Origin of the sequence: Streptomyces fuscichromogenes (assembly GCF_014645815.1) — a bacterium.
GTDB lineage: Bacteria > Actinomycetota > Actinomycetes > Streptomycetales > Streptomycetaceae > Streptomyces > Streptomyces fuscichromogenes.
On record NZ_BMML01000009.1, the window covers coordinates 265,194 to 287,755 of the forward strand.

The 22,562-nt window shown below is 66.5% G+C and carries 24 protein-coding genes and 1 tRNA gene; 20 read left to right on the forward strand and 5 right to left on the reverse strand.

The genetic code is table 11. The features are described from left to right. The first annotated feature begins 431 nt into the window (after positions 1 to 431). The 5 genes from IEZ11_RS21665 to IEZ11_RS21685 all read left to right on the forward strand — a co-directional run bounded on the left by IEZ11_RS21665 (position 432) and on the right by IEZ11_RS21685 (position 3,608). Positions 432 to 656 (forward strand): hypothetical protein, encoded by a 225-nt coding sequence (locus tag IEZ11_RS21665; protein ID WP_189264470.1) that lies wholly within the window; start codon positions 432 to 434, stop codon positions 654 to 656. Beyond that, the gene (locus IEZ11_RS21670; protein WP_189264471.1) at positions 653 to 1,396 is read left to right on the forward strand and encodes a GntR family transcriptional regulator; all 744 of its coding nucleotides are present in this window, start codon (positions 653 to 655) and stop codon (positions 1,394 to 1,396) included. Before IEZ11_RS21665 ends, IEZ11_RS21670 begins: the two co-directional genes overlap by 4 nt. Further along, positions 1,393 to 1,695 carry a hypothetical protein gene (locus tag IEZ11_RS21675; protein WP_189264472.1) on the forward strand — a complete coding sequence of 101 codons (303 nt, stop codon included), beginning with the start codon at positions 1,393 to 1,395 and terminating at the stop codon, positions 1,693 to 1,695. The genes IEZ11_RS21670 and IEZ11_RS21675 overlap by 4 nt, the downstream gene beginning before the upstream one ends. Positions 1,696 to 2,206: 511 nt before the next feature. Then, complete coding sequence (locus IEZ11_RS21680; protein WP_189264473.1) at positions 2,207 to 2,638, forward strand: hypothetical protein; 432 nt, start codon at positions 2,207 to 2,209, stop codon at positions 2,636 to 2,638. 187 nt (positions 2,639 to 2,825) lie between these two features. After that, positions 2,826 to 3,608, forward strand: a complete 783-nt coding sequence (locus IEZ11_RS21685) for a hypothetical protein (RefSeq protein WP_189264474.1) — start codon at positions 2,826 to 2,828, stop codon at positions 3,606 to 3,608. Positions 3,609 to 3,729: 121 nt separating this feature from the next. Here the strand turns inward: IEZ11_RS21685 and IEZ11_RS21690 are convergent, their stop codons facing one another. Then, positions 3,730 to 4,413 carry a hypothetical protein gene (locus tag IEZ11_RS21690; RefSeq protein ID WP_189264475.1) on the reverse strand — a complete coding sequence of 228 codons (684 nt, stop codon included), beginning with the start codon at positions 4,411 to 4,413 and terminating at the stop codon, positions 3,730 to 3,732. 2,497 nt (positions 4,414 to 6,910) lie between these two features. Here IEZ11_RS21690 and IEZ11_RS21695 point away from each other — a divergent pair. Further along, positions 6,911 to 9,013, forward strand: a complete 2,103-nt coding sequence (locus IEZ11_RS21695; protein ID WP_189264476.1) for an ATP-dependent nuclease — start codon at positions 6,911 to 6,913, stop codon at positions 9,011 to 9,013. Between the two features lie 195 nt (positions 9,014 to 9,208). Here the strand turns inward: IEZ11_RS21695 and IEZ11_RS21700 are convergent, their stop codons facing one another. Further along, positions 9,209 to 9,673, reverse strand: coding sequence for an NUDIX hydrolase (locus IEZ11_RS21700; RefSeq protein ID WP_189264477.1), 465 nt, complete (start codon positions 9,671 to 9,673; stop codon positions 9,209 to 9,211). A gap of 18 nt (positions 9,674 to 9,691) precedes the next feature. Between IEZ11_RS21700 and IEZ11_RS21705 the strand changes: the two genes are divergently transcribed. The 11 genes from IEZ11_RS21705 to IEZ11_RS21755 all read left to right on the forward strand — a co-directional run bounded on the left by IEZ11_RS21705 (position 9,692) and on the right by IEZ11_RS21755 (position 16,837). Continuing rightward, the gene (locus IEZ11_RS21705) at positions 9,692 to 10,471 is read left to right on the forward strand and encodes a GntR family transcriptional regulator (RefSeq protein WP_189264600.1); all 780 of its coding nucleotides are present in this window, start codon (positions 9,692 to 9,694) and stop codon (positions 10,469 to 10,471) included. A 138-nt stretch (positions 10,472 to 10,609) separates the two neighbouring features. Then, positions 10,610 to 10,972 carry an SCO3933 family regulatory protein gene (locus IEZ11_RS21710; RefSeq protein ID WP_189264478.1) on the forward strand — a complete coding sequence of 121 codons (363 nt, stop codon included), beginning with the start codon at positions 10,610 to 10,612 and terminating at the stop codon, positions 10,970 to 10,972. A gap of 1 nt (position 10,973) precedes the next feature. Continuing rightward, positions 10,974 to 12,329, forward strand: a complete 1,356-nt coding sequence (locus IEZ11_RS21715) for an FtsK/SpoIIIE domain-containing protein (RefSeq protein WP_189264479.1) — start codon at positions 10,974 to 10,976, stop codon at positions 12,327 to 12,329. Between the two features lie 83 nt (positions 12,330 to 12,412). Then, positions 12,413 to 12,613 carry a hypothetical protein gene (locus IEZ11_RS21720; protein ID WP_189264480.1) on the forward strand — a complete coding sequence of 67 codons (201 nt, stop codon included), beginning with the start codon at positions 12,413 to 12,415 and terminating at the stop codon, positions 12,611 to 12,613. Further along, positions 12,613 to 13,269 carry a DUF2637 domain-containing protein gene (locus tag IEZ11_RS21725; RefSeq protein ID WP_189264481.1) on the forward strand — a complete coding sequence of 219 codons (657 nt, stop codon included), beginning with the start codon at positions 12,613 to 12,615 and terminating at the stop codon, positions 13,267 to 13,269. The genes IEZ11_RS21720 and IEZ11_RS21725 overlap by 1 nt, the downstream gene beginning before the upstream one ends. Positions 13,270 to 13,288: 19 nt before the next feature. Continuing rightward, positions 13,289 to 13,480, forward strand: coding sequence for a mobile element transfer protein (locus IEZ11_RS21730; RefSeq protein ID WP_055530619.1), 192 nt, complete (start codon positions 13,289 to 13,291; stop codon positions 13,478 to 13,480). An 11-nt stretch (positions 13,481 to 13,491) separates the two neighbouring features. Beyond that, positions 13,492 to 13,647, forward strand: coding sequence for a hypothetical protein (locus IEZ11_RS21735; RefSeq protein ID WP_189264482.1), 156 nt, complete (start codon positions 13,492 to 13,494; stop codon positions 13,645 to 13,647). 11 nt (positions 13,648 to 13,658) lie between these two features. Continuing rightward, positions 13,659 to 13,976, forward strand: a complete 318-nt coding sequence (locus tag IEZ11_RS21740; protein WP_189264483.1) for a SpdD-like protein — start codon at positions 13,659 to 13,661, stop codon at positions 13,974 to 13,976. 91 nt (positions 13,977 to 14,067) lie between these two features. Next, complete coding sequence (repSA, locus tag IEZ11_RS21745; RefSeq protein ID WP_189264484.1) at positions 14,068 to 15,486, forward strand: replication initiator protein RepSA; 1,419 nt, start codon at positions 14,068 to 14,070, stop codon at positions 15,484 to 15,486. Next, positions 15,483 to 15,677 (forward strand): helix-turn-helix domain-containing protein, encoded by a 195-nt coding sequence (locus IEZ11_RS21750; RefSeq protein ID WP_189264485.1) that lies wholly within the window; start codon positions 15,483 to 15,485, stop codon positions 15,675 to 15,677. Before repSA ends, IEZ11_RS21750 begins: the two co-directional genes overlap by 4 nt. Further along, entirely contained in the window at positions 15,677 to 16,837 is a 1,161-nt protein-coding gene (locus IEZ11_RS21755; RefSeq protein WP_189264486.1) for a tyrosine-type recombinase/integrase, read from the forward strand. Before IEZ11_RS21750 ends, IEZ11_RS21755 begins: the two co-directional genes overlap by 1 nt. A 68-nt stretch (positions 16,838 to 16,905) precedes the next feature. Here IEZ11_RS21755 and IEZ11_RS21760 read toward each other — a convergent pair. Then, a tRNA-Arg gene (locus IEZ11_RS21760) sits at positions 16,906 to 16,981 on the reverse strand. Between the two features lie 234 nt (positions 16,982 to 17,215). On the opposite strand from IEZ11_RS21760, the gene IEZ11_RS21765 reads away from it, so the two are divergent. Both IEZ11_RS21765 and IEZ11_RS21770 read left to right on the forward strand, forming a co-directional pair. Continuing rightward, complete coding sequence (locus tag IEZ11_RS21765; RefSeq protein ID WP_189264487.1) at positions 17,216 to 17,722, forward strand: MarR family winged helix-turn-helix transcriptional regulator; 507 nt, start codon at positions 17,216 to 17,218, stop codon at positions 17,720 to 17,722. Then, the gene (locus tag IEZ11_RS21770; protein WP_229713277.1) at positions 17,719 to 18,975 is read left to right on the forward strand and encodes an MFS transporter; all 1,257 of its coding nucleotides are present in this window, start codon (positions 17,719 to 17,721) and stop codon (positions 18,973 to 18,975) included. The genes IEZ11_RS21765 and IEZ11_RS21770 overlap by 4 nt, the downstream gene beginning before the upstream one ends. 12 nt (positions 18,976 to 18,987) lie before the next feature. Here the strand turns inward: IEZ11_RS21770 and IEZ11_RS21775 are convergent, their stop codons facing one another. After that, complete coding sequence (locus IEZ11_RS21775; RefSeq protein ID WP_189264488.1) at positions 18,988 to 19,884, reverse strand: LmeA family phospholipid-binding protein; 897 nt, start codon at positions 19,882 to 19,884, stop codon at positions 18,988 to 18,990. Positions 19,885 to 19,897: 13 nt separating this feature from the next. Next, a complete protein-coding gene (locus IEZ11_RS21780) occupies positions 19,898 to 20,593 on the reverse strand; it encodes a TetR/AcrR family transcriptional regulator (protein ID WP_189264489.1) in 696 nt (231 codons plus the stop codon). A gap of 128 nt (positions 20,594 to 20,721) precedes the next feature. Here IEZ11_RS21780 and IEZ11_RS21785 point away from each other — a divergent pair, with 128 nt between their 5' ends. Further along, complete coding sequence (locus IEZ11_RS21785; RefSeq protein WP_189264490.1) at positions 20,722 to 22,329, forward strand: MFS transporter; 1,608 nt, start codon at positions 20,722 to 20,724, stop codon at positions 22,327 to 22,329. Positions 22,330 to 22,562: the final 233 nt, after the last annotated feature.

The following is a 22,562-nucleotide window of genomic DNA, read 5'->3' on the forward strand; positions in this document are numbered from 1 at the left end:
CAGGCACCGCCGCCCCTTAACCCCCGTTCGGCCGTCGGCCGCTTCCCTTGCGCCTGCAGATACGTCGACCGTCGTCCTGGGGCGGACTTCCGCCAGTGCAGAGCACGAACACTCGCTCACGGGTGAGGACAACGCGCTCGTCCGCCCATACCTGCTGGCCTGGGAGACGCGCATGCGGACGCGCGCGGTGGCCGTAGCTCCCCATCCGCCGGCCGCGGCCTGGTCGAGCCTCGCGGGGGTCCGCTGATGCCTCCTCGCCAACAGCCGTACATCACGGACACCTCGGTCTTCCCCTACCGGTCTACCGCCTGCTCGATCGGTACGCACCTCGCCTGCTCGGAGTCCTCTCCGGCCTCGGCGCCGGTCGACCTGCCGGTGATCTACGAGGCGTGCAGCTGCCCGTGCCACTCGGCGCCTGCGCAGGTGCAGCGGTGAGCGACCGGACTCCCGGAGGCGCGCTGGTCTCCAACATCGAGGTCACCGTGAACACCGTGCAGCGCGGCGACATCATCCAAGTCGGTGGCCAGGCCTGCCGGGTGAGCGACCTCTTCCAACTCCCGCAAGGCGCCAAGCAGATCCTGTTCGAGTCGGGAGAGCTGCTGACCATACACACGCGGACCCGGCTCGTTGCCGTGCGATTGCTGAGAAGGCGGTGACCGGGTCCGTGCCTTCTCGCCGACACGACATCGCCGACGACCTCCGGTCCCAGATCATGACCGGCCGAATCCAGCCCGGCGAACGCCTCCCCTCTGAAGCCGGCCTGGCCGACCAGTACAAGGTCAGCACGGCGACGCTGCGGAATGCTCTCGCGGTGCTCCAGGCGGAAGGCCTCGTCGAGAAGATCCACGGCAAGGGCAACTTCGTCCGTCGCCCCCTCCGCAAGATCATGTACGTCGGAGGCTGGGGAACGCTGGACCCGTGGACCGCCGCTGAGCCAGCCCTGAGCGTCACCGTTCGCACCGCCACAGTTCGGGCCCACGGGCATCTGACGACTCTGCTGAAGGTGCCGACGGGTAGCCCCCTCGCCGAGTTCTCCTGCGTCAGCCTCGAAGGGGAGTCACCGCATGGGCTGGCACGCATCTACGTGCCGCGCGACCTGGCACCGGCCGGAATGCTCGACGATGCGTCCTCGTGCCGAGAGGCGGTCACGAGATTTGCGGTCACCGGTCCACCGCCGGCCGCTGTCCGGGAGACGGTATGCGCTCGCCCCCCGACACCGGACGAAGCGTCCTCGCTCCGGATCGGCTCCGCTGGGGCAGTTCTGGCGATCACACGCATCGCGACCGACTCCGCTGGGCGGGTCGTCGAAGCCGCGCTCTTGGTCTTCCCGGGGGATCGCGTCGACGCAGTCTTCACCACCCACCACGTGATCGATGAGAGGCAGACGCAAGGATGACGGCACGAAACGAGCTGCGACTTCTTCCGTGGTCGGGCCCTGAGGGAAAACCCTGCTACCTGAGCACCGACGACCGGACCGGCTACATGTCCCGCCTCGCGGACAACATTGAAGCGGCCCAACTCGGCACGGCGGCTGAGCTGCTGGAACAGGCCTCCGAAGCCCTCAACGACCAGGACGCGGACCCGGAGGAGGTGCAACGGTTGGCGAAGGAACTGACCGGAGCCCTGCGGGATGTCCTCCGCGTCGCCACCAGCCGCGGCCACCTCCTGGCGGTGAGCGAACCGCACTGCATCTGAAGAAGCGGCCGCGAAACGGCGCCTGCCAATGACGGCCCTTCCACGTGGGGAGGGGAGCCCGAGCACCAACCTGGGCTCCCCTCCCCGTCGCGTGATGCCGGCCCCTGCTGACAGGCCGCGCACCGACGCACCCTTCCGCGACCGTCTGGACCTCAGCCAACGACAGTCAGCCACGACGGTGGGTGCGCCAACCGACCAGGCCGCGCGTGTGCCTCGCTGCACCCCCACCGGTCTCAGCCACGCTGCCGGGTGTCGTCCTTCGCCGGATAGGCGCAGTGGCACACGGCTCCGGAGGCTGCTTGGCTCCTGGGTAACGTTGCTGGTCAGAGCTTGACTGGAGCTCGGCAGACTGAGAGTAGTCCACAGGTAGTCCACGGCGACTGGTTACGACGTGGCTGGCGTGCTCGATCGTTGACACACGCGACGACAGCCAGGCTGGCGAACGCAGACGCCACCGTGGGGTCCGCTTGCTCCACCACTGTTGGATCCTGGCAGGTCTGCGGCACACCGCATGGTGGGTCAGGAAGTACGACTCCTTGAACAGCAGTCGTGGACAACCGTCGATTTCCTCAATACGCGCTCGTTCCCCGCGCTGCAGTGGAATGCTACGTCCATGCAGAAGGTGAGTGAAGCACTGGCGGACTGGGTGCCGCCGGGCCGGCCTATCTACGATCAGAGTTTGTACCCCCATCGGTACGCGATCGATTTCCTCATCGGAGTTGGCTGCTCTGTTATTCCTGAGGAAATTCGCTACCGGATCGACCGGGAAGTCATGTCTAAGCCAAATGTCAAGGGCAAGCAGCGGAAGAGGAGATACCCCGAGGCCTTTATGGCACGCTTGATGTTGAACGCTTGGCTAAAAGAGACCGGTGAAGATGAAGACACTGCGTACCGGGCATTGGCGGACAAGCATCTTGATGTGAACGGAATAGTTCAACCTTAGTATCCGTGCCACGCCATGTAGCTATTAAACGCGTTATTTAGACTGGGGGGATGTATTGCCTAGCGAAAAGATGGTAACGGCCCAAATAATCGCAGACGCGCTCGAAGATGCCGTACGGCGACAGCCAGCGGGCCAGTTGGCCTATGTGGCTGGCCAGGGTCGCTCGGAATTGCACTTTCGTGATATCGTGGCCAGTCAGCTTCACTTCACGCTGGAGACCTCCCGTCTGCTCGTAAAGACCGAGTGGGGAGGAATTATTTCGCCTGAATTTTTGGTCTGCTGGTCAGACATTGCCGTCTTGAAGTCGAACTATGATCCCCTTGCGGTCGTCGAATTTACCGTAGATACTACGGCAAATTTTGGAAGGAAGGGAATAAGCTCCAAGACGATAACAAAGATTAAGAAGGATGCGGCCAAGTCTGTCTCGCACGGCACGCAACCAGATGTCTTCGTAGTTCTCCTGCTGACCCACTTTGTTTTGACTTCACGTCGGAGACGAGCCGATAATTCACTCACTCGACTTGCCGGGCTGTCCTCGCTCACGAACTTGCATGAAGAGATTCGCGGCATCCGGCCTCGGTTGATGGATCTTGCGGGGGAGGACACAAACGTAGTGACTGGGGTGGTTTCGCTAGGAGAGGTTCGAGGTGTAGCCGTTGAACTGGGCTACGTCATTTTGGGGGAAATAGCGCGTGAGAAACTGGATCAGCTTGAAAGGCCTGTAAATAAAGATCAACCCAGATGGGTTCCTTGCCCTGATGGATCAAGGCTAAGAAAAATAGCTGCGGGCCATTATCGACTCGTCTCGCGCGAAGGGGAGGAGCTTGTGAATGTGTCTAAAATTGAGGGCCGATCATCAGTAACATGGCAAGCTCTGCTTCCCGGCGAACCAAAGGGCACTCGCCATAGTAAGTGGGCAGTGAGGGATATAGCCGTGAGTATGGCGCTGGGGCGCCAGGACCGGACCTGAAACCTGCTTTAGGAATTCGATTCAGCTGATGCCTGACTAGCTCTGGCGCGCAGGATGAACAGGTCGCTAGGGGTTGCGCTTAGCTGCCGTTCTTGATGTCGGTAAGCGGCGCCTTCGGTGCTCAGATAAGGGCTGAACCCGTGTACCCGCTAAGGTAAGATTTGAAGGCTCGGCGAATCTGAGATCGAACTTCCTGGACGCGGTCAGGAGCGCTGGGTGCCACGAGAGGCTCGTACTCGCGCTTGCGCGCGGACAAGTATCGCAGAACGTTTGGTGCACTCGTGTTGGAGACGAACAGTTCATGCTGTGCCCGAAGGTCCGCATGCAGCCCTTCGAAGTTGCGCGCAAGTTCAATTCCCAGGTGAGTGGTGTAATACTTGCATTCGATGGCGAGGAGGCATTTGTTGCCGCGCGGCGCGACGCTCTCGCGACGGCTCAGCACGGCCTCGTCCGCCTGAAGAACGACAACGTCGCACTCGTGGAGCACCCCAGAACCCCCTTGGACTCGCACACCCACATGTGCTTCCAAGGCTGGGGCACGGTCGAACTCGATCACGGCATGGGTGAATGGTTTTGCTTTCTGATAGAGCTGACCCGGGCCGGTGCGGAACAAGAGGTCCTGCACGGTGTTGCCGTGCACGTCCTCGTAGTGCACCTGCGCGCCCCACTTACTGGCGGTGCTGACCACCAGGGAGAACAAGAATCCCTCGTAAACGTCACAGGCGTCGGAAGCGGATGTGTACGAGAGGCTCTGAGCAGCGATCAGCCACTTCACCTGGTTGAGCAGGTCGTCGGTATTACTCATTCGCGGATGCCTTCCCGTAGGCGGTCGATGACTTGCGAGATTCCTCGACGGTGAAGCTCAGCACGTTCTCGTGAGAGCACCGTTTCCTGGGTAAGACGACGTCGATCCGTGTCAACTGGGACGAAAGTAACGCTAAACACGGGAGGCCGCCTATCGTCCCCTTCCCCGAGAAATGACAAGGTGCTTTCCTCTACCTCGGGCAGTTCCACGAACATTCGATGTAGCGCATCGAGGAGTAGCTCGACACGCTCCCGCGTTTCCATTGGGCGTGTTGAAATAACCACGCTGCCAGTACGCTGTCCAGCCCGGTACTGTCGCTGTGTGTAGTCGGATACGGTCGTGTATTCAGGCTCCTCAGAACCAATTCCGTCGCTGACGCTTTCTGGCTGCCGGGACTGTCGTCTCCGCTTAAGCAACCTCTCCTGCGGTACACCCGCGGCCGCAGAATCCTGTACAGCGTCCGTTAGCCACTCAAAGCCTGATGCGATAAGTACTTGATGCAACTGCTCTTCAAGCTGACGCAGTTCATCCTCGCGCATAGCCCCTCCCCTTAGATTCGGCCTGCTTAGACCGTTGGCTGGTTGCCCTCCGTGTGCCACTGTTGAGCACCCCAGGCGGCCCGGCGACGACTCAATTTCGTCCGGTGTACTCCCGTGTTCAGCTGACGGCGCTGCGACTTCGACGAGGCCGGCCTGATCCTCAGCCGACGACAGTCAGCCACGACGGCGGGTCAGCCAGCAGACTGGGCGCGCGTGTGTCTCCCTGCACCCCCACCGGCCTCAGCCACGCTATCGGTGTCGTCGACCAGAGCATGCCACGACGGCCGGCCCGCAAAAGCGACTCCGTGGCATCTACCCCTCAACGCTCTCAGCTTGGGAAGCTGCGGTCATTTGGGGCGGAACAGCGGATGACCTGGGCGAACGGGTGTAGTGCGACCCCGTCTGGCCCGGCTGCTTTCACCGCGGTTCCCTACCGTTCTCCGCTCGATCTGGTGCGCTTGTGGTGCGGCCGTGCGGTCCGTCGCCATCTGATCCGTAGCTCTGGCAGTGCTGTTCCCACTCATGCACCCGAGTTCTCAGCGACACAGACGTACGCGGGGGGTTGAGCACCGCCCTCGTTCGGAAAGTCCAGGACGCCCGGGTAGGTCATCCTGGTGCCCGGGTAGGACCCCTCACAGGATTGGGGACTGTCCGAGAAGACCGAAGTGCCGTCCGCTTGGATCGCCTGTCCGTCTGAGCCGACCAGGTACGCACCACACTGATAACCGGCCGCGTTCATCAGAAGGGTGGCGTCCCTTCCTGCACCGTCGCTGCTACCCGTCCACGCGAGACAGTAGGTCGACCCTGGGTCCCCACCGGTGGCGGGCTGCGAGATGACGTGAATGGCCTGGAGAGGCGCAGGGCCACCACACAGTCCCTCGATGTCTTCGACGTACCAGGGTGCGCCAGCCACACAGACATCGGCCTTCGGCTCACAGCTGGATGGACCGGAAGGCGTCTTGTAGGTCACCGGGACGCATGACGGCGCTGCAGCCACTGAGCGGGACGGTGCCGCACTCGACGGCGAGGCTTGCGCTGGCGGTGCTTGGGCGGTCTCGCTGTGTCCGCGGCCGGCCTCTGTGATGCTGCGTGTTGTTTGAGGGAGTGCGCTCCCATCCCTGTTGCCCGAGCCCGTCTGCTGATGCAGCACCAGAGCCAGGCAAACGCCTGCACCGGCTGCGATGGCTCCCACGGTCATCGTCGCCTTCCAAGGGAACCGCGGCGGTCGAGGGGGTGCGTCGTCGCGGATGACAGGGATGTTCTCCAGCGTGTCCCCGTTGTGGAAGGCAAGGACTTCGTCAGGGCGCGGTGGCCTCTGCGGCGGCGGTGTGCTCACGGTTCCCCCTGCTTGCTACGCGTGACGGTCACCGTAGGCCCCCTGCCTCACACGCGAGGCGAACTAGTTGGAAGTGCAACATTGTCGTGATTCATCTGAAGGGACGTCCCCAAGCTTGGGATGCGACGCGCAGAGCACCACCTGACCAGGAGCAGATGCACGCTTTCCAACTGTGGTGGTGGCCGCGGGGGCCTCGGACGGGGCCGTTCAGCTGCATTCATGGGCGGCCGGTCGTCCGGGCGGCTACCGCCTCCGGTCCTGTCTGAACGGCTGTGTACGGCGCTGAATAAGACGGCACCTGAGACGGACCGCGGCGCCTCTCAGCTTGGGAAGCTGCGGCTACTCGGGGTCTGCTGGAGCGCTGGCCTTGGCCACAGCACGGCTGTGGCCAAGGCGAGTGAGGCGCTCCCTGGGCAACACGTGTCGCGGAGGCTTCCTCGTTGCAGGCAGGTTGGTTTGGGACTCACGTTCACCAAGGCCCTGTAGGGGCAAGGGAAGTGCCAGCAGGATCGGCCAACTCGGGGAAAACACCGCTCCCATGAGCCTCGTAGACCTACGCTGGTTAACACACGAACCAGGGCGCCGTCTGGCCTGGAGCCCATGATCCACGAGAGGCACAACGATGCGGATCTCGCATGTACATGTCCAGAATTATCGCGGACTTCGAGATCTTCAGATTCCAGTCTCTCAATTTGGCTGCATCATCGGTGAGAATAACGCGGGAAAATCCTCCATCCTGCAAGCTCTCGACATCTTCTTCAGCGGCCCCTCCTTGAAGGATACAGATTTCTATGACGCGCACAGTCCATTGCGCATCGAGGTCGCCTTCGAAGAGATCAAAGACGAAGATCTTGCGAGGCTTGCGGAGGAACATAGAAGTCGAATTGAAAAGGTAGCCGAAGGTGGAAAGCTGACACTTTCGCGAGTCTACTCCGCTCCAGGTAAGGGCACCCTGAAGCAGGTTGACGATGTTCCGTCAGACATGCGCTACTGGCCTGCTTCTGCTCAGGAACTCGTGGCGGGTAAACGTGGAGACGAGCTGCGGCAAAGTGCCATTTTCGCATTTCCTGAGCTTCGCGAGAAGTTGTCGGCGAATCCGACGCAGAAGGCAGTGAAGGAAGCAATTTCCGAGCTGGCCGCCAACCTCTCGCCTGCCGAGCGGACCAAAGGCGATGTTGACCTCGTGACAGGAATGGACAAATCCATTCAAGCACTTCTCCCCGAGGTAATCTACATCCCGGCCGTGAAAGAACTATCTGACGATCTCAAAACATCTGAGAGCGCCTCTTTCGGTAAGCTGCTGGGGATCCTTTTTGAGCAGATCAAGCCTCGACTGACCGACGTCGACATCCTGTTTGGGCAGTTGCGCCGCTATCTGAATGCCGAAACCTTGCCTGACGGTCGAGTCAGTGACGAGCGGCTTGATGAAGTTCGCCAGATTGAGTCCTTGGTGCAAGGGAACTTGCAAGCGGCTTTTCCCGATACTGCAGTGAGTATTGAAATTCCTCCGCCTGACCTTCGGAGTGTCCTGTCGAATGCGACTATCACAGTTGACGACGGAGTCCGTGGGGCTTTCAAGAGTAAAGGTGACGGCCTCCGCAGGTCTGTGACGTTCGCCATTCTGCGATCCTACGCAGAGTTGCGAACCACCGTGCGCGGAGACTCAACAGGAGCCCGCCCTAGGCCCTACCTGCTCTTGTTCGAGGAGCCTGAACTCTTCCTGCACCCGCGCGCTCAGCGACAACTTTTCGAGGCGCTACGGATTTTCTCGCAAGACAATCATGTTCTCGTCAGCACTCATTCCACAGCATTCTATAGCCCTCAAGCGACGGGAACATTCGTTAAGATCGCGAAGAATCGAACCACAACTCCGCCGACCGCAGTTGCATATCCTGTAGACCTTTCTCATCTCAAGGCGAAGGATCAGTTCCAGATGATTCGCCAAGAGAACAACGATGCAGCCTTCTTCTCCGACAAGGTACTTCTCGTCGAAGGGGATAGTGATCATATCCTCATCCCGCATATCGCTCGAATGTTGAATCCTAATTGGGATTTCGATAAACAGTCAGTGGCTATCGCGCGCGTCAACGGAAAGGCCAGCATCGCCAGGTATCGTGAGTTCTTCGAGCGGTTCGGTGTCTCCGTAGCCGTCCTTGCAGATCTTGATGCCATCGCAGAGGGCTTTAATAAACTGGGTGCTGGTGCTAATTCGCTTGAGAAGCAGCGCCATCTCATGCAGTTGGTTGGGGAGGATATTTCCGCCAGCGGCGCGGAATCTGACGAAATTTCCAACAATCAAGCCCGCAGGATGCGCGATGCTCCTGCCATGAAAGAGCTCTGGAGGGATGCGAAGAAGTTTGGCGATCTTTTCATGGACGGGAAGTGTGAGTGGCCCGAACTGCAGAGGAAGGTTGACGACTTCTTCACCCGCGCTGTAACTCGCGACTTGCGAACAATTCTCGTCAAGTATCCGCCCTCTGGCGAGATTTCCGATGCGAAGGATGCACTCATCTCATCTTTGCGCAGCGAGAAGATTTACGTGCTTGAGCGGGGTGCAATTGAAGACTATTATCCCGAATCAATTTCAGGGGATAAGTTGACGGCGGCGCAAAGCTTTTGTGATGAGTATCGAACGGATAGTGCAATCAGATCCGCTATTGCGCAAGTTACTCCCGCTGACGAGTGTGAGTTTGACTTGATCTTCCGGAGTTTCTTCGAGGATTAAAGCCGCTCCCTGAGGCGGCCAACCGCTCCAGCCGTGACGCCCCACCGTTCTCTGACATCAGGAGACTGACTGCTGAGAGCGCGGCACGGACACCGGCCGGGCTGGAGCGGGACGCAGGCAGGAGCGCAGGCCCGGCCGGGGGCCGGGCCGCGCGCGGGGAGCGGAGCGAGCCGCCTTGATGATGGAGAGAAGGTCTTATCCCGCTGGGATGAGGTGCTTGCCGTCGTGGCTGCGGACGTGGGGGCCGTTGCCGTCCAAGGCGTCCAGAAGTCTGATGGCGAAGGCTTCGGACATGCGGTGGCTGACCTCGTCGGGGGTGAGCCAGGAGACGGCGGTGGATTCGCTGGAGGTGCGTTCGGTGCCGCCGGAGGGCTTGCAGCGGAAGACCAGGGCAACGATGCCTCGGGTCATGTTCTTGTAGACGCCGGTGAGTTCGTCGATCTCGACGTGGATGCCTGTCTCCTCCAGGACCTCGCGGGCGACGCCGGCCTCGGGGGTCTCGTCGAGTTCGAGGATGCCGCCGGGGAGCTCCCAGGTGCCGTTGTCGGCTCGGCGGATGGCCAGGAGGCGGCCGTCCTCGCGCACCACTACTCCGGCTACGGACACGGAGTGCAGGGGAGGGGTGCTCGCTTCCTGTGGTTGACTCATGTAGAGGAGCATAGGAGGCAGAGAAGGACTATGGGAACTGCGGCAGGAGGGGTCGGTTCCGGGCCTCGGTATGTGCAGATCGCGGAAGAGATCGTGCAGCAGATCCGCGCCGGGGTTCTGAAGCCCGGGGACATGGTGCCGAGTGAATCTGAGCTGGTGGACCGCTACGGCGTGTCCGGCGGGACGATCCGTAAGGCCATGGTCGAGGTGCGGGCGAGTGGACTCGTCGAGACCCGGCACGGCAAGGGGTCGATCGTGAAGAATCGGCCTCCTGTGCGGCATCGCTCCTCCGATCGCTTCCGGCGCTCGCTCCGGCAGGGAGGGCAGGCGGCTTACCTCGCGGAGTCCGCGCAGTCCGGGGCCACGGCCAAGGTGAGCGTCCTCTACATCGGGCCCATGGAGGCTCCCGAGGATGCCGCCCAACGGCTGGGTGTCCTCGCCGGTACGCAGGTGCTGGCTCGCCGGCGCCTGTACTTCCGTAACGGCACCCCGGTCGAGACCGCCACGTCCTACCTTCCTTGGGACGTCGTGAAGGACATCCCGGAGCTGTTCGCCGAGAACCCTGGCGGCGGTGGCATCTACGCCCGACTCGAAGATCACGGACATGAGTTCTCGGAGTTCGTCGAGACGTTGCAAGCGCGGTCGGCCTCCAAGGCGGAGGCTTCGGAGCTGGCGCTGAGTCCGGGTGCGCCGGTAGTCCACCTGATCCGGGAGGCCCGTACGGCTGCGGGTCTCGTGGTGGAGGTGTGCGACACGCTCATGGCCGCTGACCAGTTCGTTTTCGAGTACCGGATCCCTGCGGGCGACTGACACCCGCTCAACTCCTCACAGCCCGTCGCGAGTTCTTTTCCGCGGCGGGTTGACTCATGTACAGGAGTGAGGCACTCTTCTTCATGTCACTCATATACATGAGTGGCGGAGTTCAGCATCTATAGAGGAGTGGTTTCAGTGCGTCAGATTCCCGTCGACACCTCCGGCGCGGTCGTGATGGTCGCCAAGTCCCCGCAGGTCAAGGTCAAGGACCGCCGTACTGGTGAGATCGCCACCGACGCGGAGACCGGGGCGAGGCTGATGACGGTCGACGTGATGTTCGCTGCGAATGAGGAGGTGGAGATCCTTTCCATCACCGTCCCGGAGCCGGGTATCTCCGGTGAGCTGGCCATGGGTATGCCGGTCGCGCTCACGGGCCTGATCGCCCGCCCGTGGGAGAACGACTTCAACGGTCAGAGGCGGCACGGCATCGCGTTCCGCGCGGTCGCGGTGACCTCGCTCGCCAACGCCAACGCCGCAACAGGATCCAAGGCGGCCTGACATGACCGGTTTCACGGTCGCTCTGGTGCTGGTCGTCGCCGCCGTGGGTCTCCTGCGGTGGCGGCGCCCCGCCTGGTACTGGTTGACCTTCGGGGTCACGCTGGCCGTGGTGCGGGTCCTGATCCGGTACGGCTCCGTCATGGACGCGTGCGGGCTGACCGTCCCGCCGGCCCGATGGCGGCTCGCACTGGCCCGTGCCGCCAACCGGCCGATACCGGAGCCGCGTCCGCCGCGCATCCTGCGGCTGCGGCCGACCCGCACCGGTCTGGTCCTGCGGCTCAAGCTCCGCCCGGGACAGGACGCCTTCGACATCGCCGCCGCCTCGGACCGGCTTCGGCACTCGTTCTCGATGTACGGCGTGACCTCGCGTGAGCTGCGCTCCGGCGTCGTTGAGGTGCAGATGACCGGCTACGACGTGCTCAAGCGGGTGCAGATGCCTGCCGAGACCGACCCGCGGCCGATGCGGGTGCCGGTTGCCCTGCGGCAGGACGGCTCGGTGCACTATCGCGACTACCGGGCGATACCCCACGCCCTCACCCTCGGCGCCACGGAGTCCGGCAAGTCCGTCTACCAACGCAACCTGGTCGCCGGACTCGCACCGATGAACGTCGCCCTCGTCGGCATCGACTGCAAGCAGGGAGTCGAGCTGTTCCCGCTGGCCCGCCGGTTTTCCGCGCTGGCCGACAATCCCGAGACCGCCGCCGAACTGCTCGACGCGCTTGTGGCGCGGATGGGAGACGTCTATCAGCTCATCCGTGCCCAGCAGCGGATCACCTCCGACGTGCCGGACGCGGAGATCGCCGCCGACATCTGGGACCTGCCCGACGACCTGCGTCCGACTCCGGTCGTCGTCCTGGTCGACGAGGTTGCCGAACTCGCCCTGTACGCAAGCAAGGAGGAGGAGAAGCGGCGGGACCGCATCATCACCGCCCTGGCCCGCCTCGCCCAGCTCGGCCGCGCGGCCGGCATCTACCTGGAAATCTGCGGGCAGCGCTTCGGCTCTGAACTCGGCAAGGGCATCACCATGCTCCGCGCCCAGCTCACCGGCCGTACCGCTCACCGCGTCAACGACGAATCCTCCGCCAACATGGCCTTCGGCGACATCTCCCCGGACGCCGTCCTCGCCGCCATCCAGATCCCGGCGGAGATGCGCGGGCTCGCCATCGCAGGTGACTCCTCCGGAGGCTGGCACCGCATCCGTGCCCCGCACACCTCGCTCCGCCAGGCCGTGAACATCTGCAACCGGCACGCAGACCGGACACCGGACCTGCCCGAGCTGGCCCCCTTCCGGCCCGCCCTCCTCGGCTCCGACGTCGCGTCCGTGCCGCTGGTCAAGGTCTCCTCGGCCACCGCCTGATCTCTGCCGGATTCCCACGGTCGGCGTGACCGCCTTCGCGTCAAGTCCCTACCCCCGCCATGCCTGATGAAGGGAGAACCGCCATGTGCCCGGACTGCGAGGACTTCGCCCGGACCGTGCTCCTGCTCGGCCAACTCGCCCTGTACGCCGACATGGACGGCGCCGACCTCGACTTCGTGGAAGCCGTCAGCACGTCCCTGGCCGTCTCGCTGCCCGAGCCGCCGCCTGGCACCTTCCCGGACAGCTACGACCCCGACGGCCCTGCCTACCCGGGCGACGTCTGATGGGCGCCCGTCACGGTCTCCGTGTCGACGCGGTGCTGATTCAGGCCGTGATCGCCGGTGCCCTGTCCTTCGCCCACCTGCACGACCTGGCCGCCGCTGCCGGACAGAACGGCTGGAAGGCGTGGGCCTACCCGGTCAGTGTCGACCTGCTCCTCGTCGCGGCCTGGCGGCGCCTGCGCAGTGAGGGCCCGTCCCGGCTGGCCTGGTGCTGGTTCCTCATCGCCCTGTTCGCCTCGCTCGGCGCCAACATCGCCACCGCCGGGTTCCTCGACCTGGCCGACCCGCCTGGCCTGCTCCGCCTCGGCATCGCCGGATGGCCCGCACTCGCCTTCCTCGGCGGAACGCTCCTCGCTCACTCGTCGGCTGCGGAGCCGAAGTCGGAACCGGTTCCGCCGACACCCGTCCCGGACACCCCGGACGCCGATCCCCGGCTACCGGAAGCAGCCGTGCCCGAGCCTGACGCGGTCCCGGTCCCGTCCCTTGCTCCCGCCTCGACCACCGCCCCGCCGGTCCCTGCCGCTCTGGTCGACCACGCCCGCAAGATCGCCGACGAATACCGCGCCCGTACCGGCTCCCCGATCGACTCCGACACCCTGCGCTCCCGCCTCGGCGTCCCACCCCACCTCGCCGACGCCATCGCAGCCCACCTCGCCTGACCAGGAAGGAGACACCTCGATGCCTGCCCGCGACAACTTCCACTCCGTGATGCGCATCGGCCCCGTGCAGATCGGCACCCACCGCGACCGCAACGGTCGGACCGTGCACGCCGCCGTCTGCACCGCCGACCGCTGCGGCTGGTCCGCCGACTACTCCAGCCAGACCGCCGCTCAGCTCGCCGCCCGCACCCACCGCTGCCGCGTCCGCTAGGAGACACCGCCATGCAGGTCCCGCTCTGGTTCGCCCTCGCCGTCGTCGGCTACCTCGGCTGCAAGCTCATCCGCCCGCCGCTCTGGCTGGTCCTGGTGCTGCTCCTCGGTGGCTACCTCATCGCCGACACCCTGCTCGCCCCCGTCATCGACACCGCCATCAAGTAGGGAGACCCGACATGCTCCGCCCGAAGATCCCCACCATGCCCACCCCGACCGGACTCGTCTCCCCGCCCGCCGTCATCGAACCGACCGCCATCACCCCGAGCACCCCGGTCCCGCCACCGACGCCCGTCGCCCCGGCCCCGTCCCGCCCGGTCGTCCAGCTCACCCCCGGCACCACGCTCGCCCTCGTCGGGGCCGGCACGGCCGCGGTCCTGGTCGTCGGTGCCGTCCTGGTCTCGCTGCTCCTGGCGGTCGCCATCACGGGCGCCTCGGTCGCCGTCTGCGCGGTTGTCCTGCGCTCCCTGCTGGCCTCCGACGCCAAACGCCGCTGACCGGCCCCCGGGCGGCCTCGATACCGCCAAGCATCCGCCGCCCGGGAGCCGTCCCTACCGATCGATCTCGCAACCGGAAGGAACCCCCAGCATGGCCCACCGGGCCTCACCCGCGACACAGAAGACGCACCCGCCCGCCCCAGCGTTCGACCCGACCACCCTCCGGGACATCCTCCGCGTGGCCTCGGCCTCCGACTACGCCCGCTGGGAAGACCAGATCCGCCGCACCGGCGGCTGCTCCGACCCCATCCACCTCACCGGCTGGACCCTCACCAAGGACAAGACCACCGGCGAGACCCTGCACCACTACTCCACCGAGAACGAACCGGGCGGACGCCTCCGCCTCGCCTGCGGCAACCGCCGCGCATCCCGCTGCCCCTCCTGCGCCTGGACCTACGCGGGCGACACCTACCACTTGATCCGCGCTGGCCTCGCCGGAGACGACCGCCGAGACATCCCCGCGGCTGTCCGCGACCACCCGCGCGTCTTCGCCACCCTCACCGCACCCTCCTTCGGCCCGGTCCACAACCGCCCTGACCACGGAACCTGCCGCTGCGGCACCCCACATACCCCCGACGCCCCCGAACTGGGCACAGCCCTCGACCCGGACACCTACGACTACGCGGGCGCCGTTCTCTTCAACAACCACGCCGGACAGCTCTGGCAGCGCTTCACCACCCGCCTCCGCCGCGAACTCGCCGCCCGCGCCGGCCTGCCCCGCCGCGAACTCGCCGACCACCTCCGCCTCTCGTACGGCAAGGTCGCCGAGTTCCAAAAGCGCGGCGCCCTTCACTTCCACGCCGTGGTACGCCTCGACGGCCCCGACGGACCCGGCACACCGCCGCCCGCCTGGGCCACGGTCGACCTCCTCACCGGTGCGATAAGCGCCGCCGCCGCGCACTCGTACACGTCCGTCTCGGTCCCGGCTGCCGACGACCAACCCGCCCGAACGTTCCGATGGGGACGACAGCTCGACGTGCGCCCGGTCAAGGCCTTCGGTGACGGTTCAGACATCACCGAACAGGCCGTTGCCTCCTACGTGGCCAAGTACGCCACCAAAGCCGCTGAGAACACCGGCACCCTGGACCGCCGCATCGGCGAACTCTCCGAACTCGACCGCCACCAAGTCCCCGACCACACCCGGCGACTCATCACCGCGTGCCGTGACCTGGACAGCCTCTATCCGGACCGACGCCTGTGGGCCTGGGCACACATGCTCGGATTCCGCGGGCACTTCTCGTCCAAGTCGCGTACTTACTCGACCACCCTCGGCGCTCTCCGCCAGGAACGTGCCGACTACCGGGCCGCACAAGAGGCTTCCGTCCTCGGCCTCGACGACCGCGAGCCGGACACCGTCCTCGTCCTGACCGACTGGCAGTACGCCGGCCACGGCCACACCCCCGGCGAAGCCGCCCTTGCCGCCACCATCGCCCGCGGCCTTCAGACCAATCGCGAGACCGCCCGCGAGGCCCGGCGCGACAGCTTCACCGAGGAGGGATCCGCAGCATGACCACGGCCACCGTCACCGCCGAACTCCTGACCGTGCCGCAGGTCATGGCACGGCTCAAGCTCGGGCGTTCCAAGGTCTACGACCTGATCCGGTCGCACCGTCTCGTCTCCATCAAGATCGACGGTGCCCGCCGCATCCCCGCCCACGCCGTCACGGACTTCGTCCTCGGCCAGATCGAGGAGGCTGCCTGATGGCCACTCAGCGCAAGCGCAACCCGAACGGCGCCGGCACCATCACCAAGCGCAAGGACGGCCGCTATCAGTGCGCCGTCTACGTGCTCCAGCCGGACGGCACGCGCGCCCGCAAGTTCGCCTACGGCAAGACGTGGGCCGAGTGTGACGCCAAGCGCCGCGAGCTGCTGGACAAGGTGGACCAGGGCGTACCCGTGCCCACCAAGTCGGCCAAGCTCTCGGAGTGGCTGCCGTACTGGCTGGACAACGTCATCAAGCCCCGGCGGAAGCTCAGCACCTTCGACAAGTACGAGTCACAGGTCCGTCTCTACCTGGTGCCGCTGCTTGGCCCCAAGCGCCTTGAATCCCTCGGCGTCGCCGACGTCCGCCGGTTCCTCGTCCGTCTGGAGAAGGAGGCCACCGCTGCAACTGCCAAGGAATCGCACCGAGTTCTCCGCTCGGCGCTGACCTCCGCCTGCCGCGAGGAACTCATCACGCGCAACGTCGCCAAGCTCGTCGAGCCGCCCCGCACGGACACGCCCGAGCTGCACCCCTGGACCCTCGACGAGACGCTCGACTTCCTCGCCGCCTCCCGTAAGGACCCGCTCTACGCGGCCTTCGTCCTCGCCATTGCCATGGGCCTCCGCCGAGGTGAGATCGTCGGTCTCCGCTGGTCCGACCTCGACCTCGACGCCCGCGTTCTCTACGTCCGCCACCAGGTCCAGCGTCGCCGTGGCGTCCTCTACGACGACGATCCGAAGAGCCGCCGTCGTCGAGCCGTCCCGCTCCCCGCCCTCTGCATCGCACCCCTGCGCTGGCACCGCATGCGGCAAGTGGAGACCCGCGCGAAAGCGGGGGAGAAGTGGAAGGGCTCTGACTACGTCTTCGCCACCCGTACCGGCCGCCCCGTCGAGCCGCGCAACCTCTACCGCTCCTTCACCCGCGTCGCCCAGTCCGCCGGCCTCCGCGTCATCCGGCTGCACGACGCCCGCCACGGCACAGCCACCCTCCTCACGGCGGCCGGAGTCGCGCCCCGCGTGGTGATGGAGATCCTCGGGCACTCTCAGATCAGCATCACCATGGACGTCTATACCCACGTCGTCCAGGACACGCAGCGCGAAGCCATGAGCCACATGGACCGGCTGCTGAGGAACAGGAAGAGGCGCCCCGGTCGTGCGTGACCGCCCGCGTTGATGTCAAAAGTGGATGTCAAAGGCCCCGGACCATGATCGGTCCGGGGCCTTTTGCCTGGTGCCCCCGGCAGGATTCGAACCTGCGACACCCGCTTTAGGAGAGCGGTGCTCTATCCCCTGAGCTACGAAGGCCGGGGCTTGTGGGGACCTTGGTGAAAATCCAGTGAGTGGATCTTCGGCCTTGGTGTGCAAGCCCGCTGGTCAGTGGTGGTGTGCGGGGTGCTCGCGGGGGTTTCCCTGGCGGGCATCCAGCGTGACCTGGCCGCTGACGTGAACAGCGTAGCGGATCGGGGCGGAGTGGGGCGTCGAGCCCGGTGGAAGCCGGGGAGTGACAGTGCTTATATAAGTGCTGTTAGGGTTTGGTGCGTGAGTGACTCGCGTGCGGCCGATCCTTCGCGGCAGAGCCTTTGGCGGCCTCTGCGGTTGCTCCAGGCGGCGCTGGACGCGGACATCGCCCGGATCCACTCCGGGCAGCGGGTCGACGGGCTCAAGCCCAGCTTCGTCATGGAGTTGTTGCGGCTGCATGCCTGTGGGCCGATGACCATCGCGGAGCTCGCCGAGTCGGTGCAGCGGACGCATTCGGCGCTCAGTCAGAAGGTCGCCGCGATGCGTGAGGCCGGCTGGGTCGAGACCGTCGTGGGCGACGACGCGCGTACCAGGAAAGTGACGCTCACCGAGAAGGCGCGTCGCGTCGTCGGCCGGCTGGCGGCGGAGTGGCGGGCCACCGAAGCCGCCCTCGCCGAACTGGAGGATGAGATCCCGTATCCGCTCTCCCGGGTCGTCAGCGACATCGAGCAGGCGCTTGAGCGCAAGAGCTTCCATGGCCGGGTCGCCGAGAGGCTGGCCGAGGCCGAGGCCGAGGATCACGCGTGAGTGCGCGAGTGGGGCGCACGCTGATCGACGTGACCCCGTTACGGTCCTCGCCCGCGTTCCGGCGGTTGTGGATCGGCCAGACCCTGTCCGGTTTCGGCGGTCAGATGACACTCGTCGCCGTGATGTTCCAGGTCTGGCAGACGACGCGGAGCACCACCTGGACAGGCGCCGTCGGACTGGCGCAGGCGATCCCCCTCGTGGCGCTCGGACTCCTCGCCGGATCGCTCGTCGACCGGGTGGACCGCCGGAAGTTCTTCCTGCTCATGACCGCGGGGCAGGCCCTGTGCTCGCTCCTCCTGGCACTGCAGGGCTTCCTCGGAAACGTTCCCGTCGCCGCCGTGCTGGGGCTGGTCGCGCTCCAGTCCGCCTTCGGCGCGGGCGGCGGACCGGCCTCGCGCACCTTCGTTCCGCACCTGCTGCCCAAGCATCAGCTGGCCGCCGGCCTGGCGCTGCGGCGCATCTCCTTCCAGGGCGCCATGCTGCTCGGTCCCGCACTGAGCGGACTGCTCGTGGGCGGGCTGGGGGTCGGCGCCTGTTATCTGGTCGACGCCCTGACCTTCGGCGCCGCGCTCTACGGTGCGTACGGCCTGCCCTCGCTGAACCCCGGGGACGAGCCCGCGCGGCCCGGCCTGCGCGGAGTGCTCGACGGCCTGGCCTTCCTGGGCCGTACCCCCGTCATCCGCGGGGCCCTGCTCACGGACCTGGCCACCACCGTGCTGTCGATGCCCGTCAGCCTGTTCCCCCTGGTCAACGCCGAACGGTTCGGCGGCGACCCCCGCACCCTCGGACTGTTCCTCACGGCCGTCGCCGTCGGCGGTGTCGTCGCCTCGCTCTTCTCCGGGACCTTCACCCGCTTCCCCCGCCCCGGCCTGGTCATGCTCGGCGGATCCGCCGCCTGGGGCGTGTCGTTGGCGCTCTTCGGCATCTCGCCCGACCCCTGGGCCGGGCTGGCCTTCCTCGTGGTGGCCGGTGCCGCCGACACCGTCTCCGTCGTCTCCCGGAGCACTGTCGTCCAACTGCACACACCCCAGGAACTGCTCGGCCGCGTCGGCGCCGCCGAACAGATCGTCGGGCAGGCCGGACCCGACATCGGAAACCTGCGCGGCGGCCTTGTCGCGGCCGCCACCTCCGGAACCGCCGCCCTCGTCAGCGGTGGCCTGTTCTGCCTCGCCGCCGTCGCCGTGGTGGGCGCCGGTACGGCGGACCTGCGCGGTTCCGCCGCCACCCCGCCTGCCCGTCCGGCCTCATCCTGAACCGCCTCGTCCTCAACCGCCGTCCCCTGAACGGGCGGTGGCCTCGGCGCGGAACGTGACCGAGGTGCCCGAGAAGCGGGCGACGAGGCCGCCCTGCGCTGCGGTGACCGAGCGCAGGTGCAGGCCGTCGGGGATGTTCCGGAGCCGCACGGGCTGCTCGAAGGCCCGGTCGAGCACCGCTTCCGCCGCCCCCGCCAGGAGGCCGCCCGTGACCTTGAAGTTCTTGAACGCGACGCGGTTGCCGGTGTCTGCCGAGACGGTCGCCGTCGTGGTCACGCTGTTGCCGAGGGGGAGCGCTACGGCCGCCGTGAGCTGGTCGGAGCGGCCGCCCCGGGAAACCTCCAGGCCGAGGGCGTCGGAGAGGTCCGGGTAGGTCAGGCGCGCGGTCGCCTCGGCCGACCGGGCCCGTGCCTGCCTGTCGTCGTCGGACTTCGTCAACCCCGCCAGGTGCAGGGAGAGTTCACTCACCGGCAGCGAGCCGGCCGAGTCGTCGGCGGGGATGTCGCGGGCGGTGATGTCCACGTCCCGCAGGCTGCCGGAGGCGATCTGGGTCAGGACCGGGAAACCGTGCACGTGGACCTCGGGCGCCGAGGAGGTGCGCATGCCCTGCTGGAACGCCTTCGCCGCGCGCGACTCCACCCGCGCGGCCGTGAAGCGGTCGACGCCGACGGCGACGAGAGCCAGGAGAAGCGGGAGTGCGAGGGCGATCACGACCGGGCGGCGGGCTTTCCGGGGCACGGCGACGGGCGGTACGTGGTGCGGGTGCGGGTGCGGGTGCGGGTCCGGGGCGTGAGGGGTGTGAGCGGTGTGAGCGCTGCGAGGGGCGTACGGCTCGTGTGTCCCGTACGGCTCGTGTGTGCCGGACGGCTCCTGTGGCTCGTACGGCTCGTGTGGCTGGGGCGGGTGCATGGGGAGGGCTCCTTCAGTGGAGGCGTTGGACCGTGATCGCGGCGAGGTCGCTGGCGACGCCCGCGACGATCAGGGCGGTGGTGGCGGCTGTGGTGCCGTCGGCGGCCCAGCCGCCCGAGTTGGCGGTGTCCAGGAGGGACAGCAGGTATGCCTCCAGGGCCCGGGTGAGCGGGCCGGGCCCGAGGGTGGTGTGGAAGACGCCCTGCCGCCGGCCCCGGACGAGGATCCCGGCGACCGCGCTGCGAACCGGTGCGAGCAGCTCGTCCACCCGGTGGGCGTCTAGGTCCTGGTGGGCGAGGTTCACGAGGACGCGGTAACGGTCGGCAGCCGGCCACAGCGTGAGGACGAGGCGGGCCAGGTCGGTCGCCGCGTCCGACGTCGGGACGCGGGCGGCCTCGCTCGCGAGCCGGACCGCCTCGGCGGCGTCCGCGGCGAGCCCCTCGACGAGTGCGGCGCGGCCCGCGAAGTGGACGTAGACGGTTCGCCGTGCCACCCCGGCGGCCTCGGCGATGTCCGCGAGCGTGCAGTCGGGATTGCGGCCGAGTTCGCGCCGGGCCGCTTCCAGGATGCGGGCGCGAGTACGGGCGACACGGGCGACACGGGCGGTACGGGCGGTACGGGCGTCGGCGGCAGCGCCGGTTCCGGGTCCGGTTCCGGTGAGGTGTGGATCGTGGCCGCGGGGCGGGAGTCGGGCGGGTCGGCTGGTCACGTCGGTCTCTCCGGGCTGGGGGCGGGGGAGGCTCCTCGATAGTTGCACACGGGTGAGTAATAAAATAGCCTGCACATCGATGGGCAATTAAGACGCCCTCTCGTACCCCACGTCCCTGGGAGACCCCCGTGCCGTTTCTTGCCAACACCCCCGTCGAGAAGATGAGCGAGCCGTATCCACGGCGTTGGTGGGCCCTGGTCGTGCTGTGCCTGAGCCTGTTGATCGTCGTCATGGCGAACACGTCGCTGATCGTGGCGGCACCGGACATGACCACGGACCTCGGCCTGTCCAGCAGCGACCTGCAATGGGTGATCGACGGCTACACCGTCCCCTACGCCGCGCTGATGCTGGTGCTCGGCTCGATCGGCGACAAGTACAGCCGCCGCGGCGCCCTGGTCCTGGGCCTGCTGGTCTTCGCCGGCGGCTCGGTCATGGGCAGCCAGGTCCACCACACCGACCTGGTCATCGCCGCCCGCGCGATCATGGGCGTGGGCGCCGCCGTGGTGATGCCGGCCACGCTGTCACTGCTCGTCGCGGTCTTCCCGAGGAACGAGCGCGCCAAGGCCATCACCGCCTGGACCGCCACCTCCGGCCTGGCCATCGCGGTCGGCCCGCTGGTGGCCGGCTGGCTCCTGGAGGACCACGCCTGGGGGTCCACCTTCCTCATCAACGTCCCGATAGCCGTCGTCGCCGTCCTCGGCGCCCTCACCCTCGTGCCGCCGTCCAGGGCGGACGGGCTCGGCCGGATCGACTACGTCGGCGGACTGCTGTCGATCGTCTCGGTGGGCAGCCTGGTCTACGCGACCATCGAGGGCCCGCACTTCGGCTGGGGCCGGGGCCCGGTCACCGCGGCCGTCGTGGCGGGTGCCGGCCTGGTGGCGTTCGTGGGCTGGGAACTGCGGCACCCGCACCCCATGCTGAACGTCCGCAGGTTCGGTCTGCGGCCCTTCTCCGGGTCGATGCTCGCGGTGCTGTTCTTCTTCTTCGGTACGTTCGGCGCGATCTACTACGCCACCCAGTTCCTGCAGTTCGTCCTCGGCTACAGCGCGCTGGAGACCGGCGTACGGCTGCTGCCGCTGGCCGGAGCCGTCTTCGCGGGCGCCGCGATCACCGGGCGGCTGACGCCCAAGCTGGGCATGAAGCCCATGGTGGTGACCGGCATGGCGATCGGAACAGCGGCCGTCTTCCTGCTCACGCGGATCGACAAGGGTTCGGGCTACACCGACTTCCTGCCGACGATGATGATGCTCGGCTTCGCGATCGGCCTCAGTGTCTCCCCGGCGACCGACACGATCATGGGCTCCTTCCCCGAGTCGGAGCTGGGCGTCGGCGGCGGTGCCAACGACACCGCGCTGGAGCTCGGCGGCTCCCTGGGCATCGCGATCCTCGGCTCGCTGCTCGGCACCGCCTACCGGGACAAGCTGACCGGCCTGGTCGGCAGCCGTCTCCCGGCCGCCGCGCTGGACACCGCCAAGGACTCGGTGGGCGGCGGGATCGTCGTCGCCGGGCAGGTCGCGAAGAACCCGGCCGCCGGAGGCCCGCAGCAGGCCCAGGCCCTGCTCGACGCCGTCCACGAGTCCTTCGCCCACGGCGTCGCGCGGACCAGCCTGATCGGCGGGATCATCATGGCCGCCGGGACGATGATCGTCCTCGCGGTACTGCCCGGACTGCGGGGCGAGACCAGGGCGCAGGAGGAGGCCGAGGAGCCGCAACGGGAGCGGACGGCCGTCGCCTGAGCCGCACCACGCCACATCGCATCACGCCGCATCACGCCGCACCACGTCGCATCGCATCACGCCGCATCACGTGGGACCGCATCACGCCGCATCACGTGGGACCGCATCACGCCGCATCACGTGGGACCGCATCACGCCGCATCACACCCCGGACGGACCGTGCCTGAGCGGCGCACGGTCCCGGCCGGTGCTGGGAGGGACGCCCGGCACCGGCACTTTCTTCTGCTTCCGGC